This window comes from Mycobacterium sp. (assembly GCF_040509115.1).
GTDB lineage: Bacteria > Actinomycetota > Actinomycetes > Mycobacteriales > Mycobacteriaceae > Mycobacterium.
Genome location: NZ_JBEVLO010000093.1, coordinates 1 through 2736, shown reverse-complemented (window position 1 = coordinate 2736; position 2736 = coordinate 1). Strand labels below are relative to the sequence as shown.

Below are 2736 nucleotides of genomic sequence, written 5' to 3'. Positions count from 1 at the left end.
TTGACGACGACGTCGCGCGGTCCGTCGTACACAACTGCTTTCATACTGGGATCTCCCCATTCTCTAGTGCCGTTCTGGTTCGTGCGTGTCTCCTCGTAGTCTGCGATGCCGAGGCAGGCCAGGGACTGGGCTGGCAGGCCGAATCTTCGGCGCCGAGTTCGCCCTATCAGTACAAGCCGCGGGCATTACCCAAAATGGGCGGAAACTGATGGCCACGCGAGGGTGGCGATGGCGATCAACGCCCGAAAGCACCTGTCGGCAAATGCACTTGGCGCCAGACTGATACACCGGGATGAAATTTCGACCGCACCTTCACGCCGGCGGGACCAGGAGATCGGCGGCTCGAACGCCGAGCATTGGGGTTGAGCAGGCGTACCCACATCAACGCAATTGACGGCCGAGCCTGCGGCATACGTCCCGAGGGAAGGAATTCGCGATGGCGAATACATTGCAAGGCAAGAGGGTCGCGATCCTCGCTGCAGACGGCGTGGAACGCGTCGAGTTGGAGACCCCGCGCCAAGCGGTGCACGACGCCGGCGGGGAGACCGAACTATTGTCACTGAAGACAGGCGAGATTCAGGCGCGCAACAACGACCTCGAATCGGCGGGTACGTTCACCGTCGACCGGGTGGTCGGCGACGCATCAGTCGACGACTACGACGCCTTATTGCTGCCCGGCGGGACCGTCAATCCCGACAAGCTCCGCATCGATGAAACCGCTGTCTCGTTCGTGCGTGCCTTCGTGGACTCGGGAAAGCCAGTGGCTACGATCTGCCATGGTCCGTGGACGCTGGTGGAGGCCGGCGTGGTTAAGGGCCGGACACTGACGTCGTATCCAAGCGCACGTACCGACCTACGCAATGCGGGTGCCACCGTCGTGGACGAAGAGGTCGTCATCGACGGGAATCTGATCTCCAGTCGGTCACCCGACGACCTGCCCACGTTCTGCAACGCCATCGTCGACGCGTTCGCCCAGTCTCCGGCGCACGCATCGGGACGGTGACGTTGCCGTCCGTCTCGCTGGGCTCTCTAGCCGGGTGGCGAATCGGTCTACGGCATCGTCCCCCGACATCCATCCGGAGAAGAGTTTTCGGTCTGCCGGGACGATGCCGCGACTCCATCCGATGGGCAGAGTGATCACGAAGTGATGGGACACCTCAACACTGCGGCTGGGCTTTCCGCTCATCCGGTCATCCCCCACCGAGAAGGAAGATCAACCGTGGCGACTAAGGCATTGCTGGTACGGCTCGAGGCCAAACCCGGTAAAGAAGGCGCAGTCGAGGAATTTCTTCTCTCGGCATTACCGCTCGTCGAGCAGGAACCCGACACGAAGCCATGGTTCGCCGTTCGGTTCGGCCCGTCGACGTTTGGCATCATCGATGCCTTCCCAGACGAGGCGGCCCGCGAGGCGCATCTCGGCGGCACCGTGGGAAAAGCCCTGGCGGAGAGAGCCGACGAGCTCTTTGCCTCCCCACCGGACATCAGCAATCTCGACGTTCTCGCCAACAAGCTCTGACGCGCTGTGTCTCGTGCTCGCGCGGTCATCGATCTGTCAGCACAGAATCGGCGCGGGGTGACGGGTGTGCCCGGACACCGTTCGTGCCAAAAGGCCGGATAGCGTTGGTCTTTCGGCTACCGCAGGCAGTTTCCGGCTAGATGCGCAGGGTAGCTCCATCCACCCGAAGGAGGAACCATGAAGGCCATGACGTACCGCGGCCCCTACAAAGTCCGCGTCGAAGAAAAGGACATTCCGGCGATCGAGCATCCAAATGATGCGATCGTGCGAGTGAAGTTGGCAGCGATCTGCGGATCCGACCTGCACCTCTACCACGGCCTGATGCCGGATACCCGTGTCGGCCACACCTTTGGACACGAGTTCATCGGGGTCGTGGAGAAAGTCGGTTCGTCCGTGCAGAATGTCAAGCCGGGCGACCGAGTGATGGTGCCGTTCAACATCTATTGCGGATCCTGCTATTTCTGCGCGAGGGGCCTCTACTCCAACTGCCACAACGTGAATCCGAACGCCACCGCAGTGGGCGGAATCTACGGCTACTCGCATACGTGTGGTGGTTACGATGGCGCCCAGGCCGAGTTCGTGCGGGTGCCGTTCGCGGACGTCGGTCCCGCGGTGATCCCTGAGTGGATGGACGACGAAGATGCGTTGCTGTGTACCGACGCGCTGGCAACGGGGTACTTCGGCGCTCAGCTCGGTGACATCGTCGAAGGAGACTCGGTCATCGTCTTCGGTGCAGGACCGGTCGGTCTGTACGCGGCGAAATGTTCGTGGTTCATGGGGGCCAGCCGCGTCATCGTGATCGACCACCTGGAGTACCGGTTGGAGAAGGCACGCAGTTTTGCGAATGCTGAAACCTACAACTTCGGCGAATACGACGACATCGTGGTGGAGATGAAGGCCGCCACCGATTTCCTAGGTGCCGACGTGGCGATCGACGCGGTCGGTGCGGAAGCGGACGGTAACCTCCTGCGACACGTGACCGCGTCGAAATTCAAGTTGCAGGGCGGATCCCCGGTCGCTCTCAACTGGGCGATCGATTCAGTCCGCAAGGGCGGGACCGTCTCGGTGATCGGTGCGTACGGGCCGCTGTTCAGTGCGGTGAAATTCGGCGATGCCATGAACAAGGGCCTCACCATTCACACCAACCAGTGCCCCGTGAAAAGGCAGTGGCCGCGACTGTGGTCGCATATTCAGAATGGTTACATCAAGCCCAACGACAT

General features: G+C 61.6%; 3 protein-coding genes. All 3 read left to right on the top strand.

The features are described 5' to 3' along the window. The first annotated feature begins 436 nt into the window (after positions 1–436). Positions 437–1003 (top strand): type 1 glutamine amidotransferase domain-containing protein, encoded by a 567-nt coding sequence (locus ABW137_RS07695; RefSeq protein WP_526398528.1) that lies wholly within the window; start codon positions 437–439, stop codon positions 1001–1003. A gap of 216 nt (positions 1004–1219) precedes the next feature. Continuing rightward, a complete protein-coding gene (locus tag ABW137_RS07690) occupies positions 1220–1516 on the top strand; it encodes a putative quinol monooxygenase (protein WP_526398526.1) in 297 nt (98 codons plus the stop codon). A 177-nt stretch (positions 1517–1693) separates the two neighbouring features. After that, a partial coding sequence (locus tag ABW137_RS07685; protein WP_526398524.1) for a zinc-dependent alcohol dehydrogenase occupies positions 1694–2736 on the top strand: 1043 nt, incomplete at its 3' end.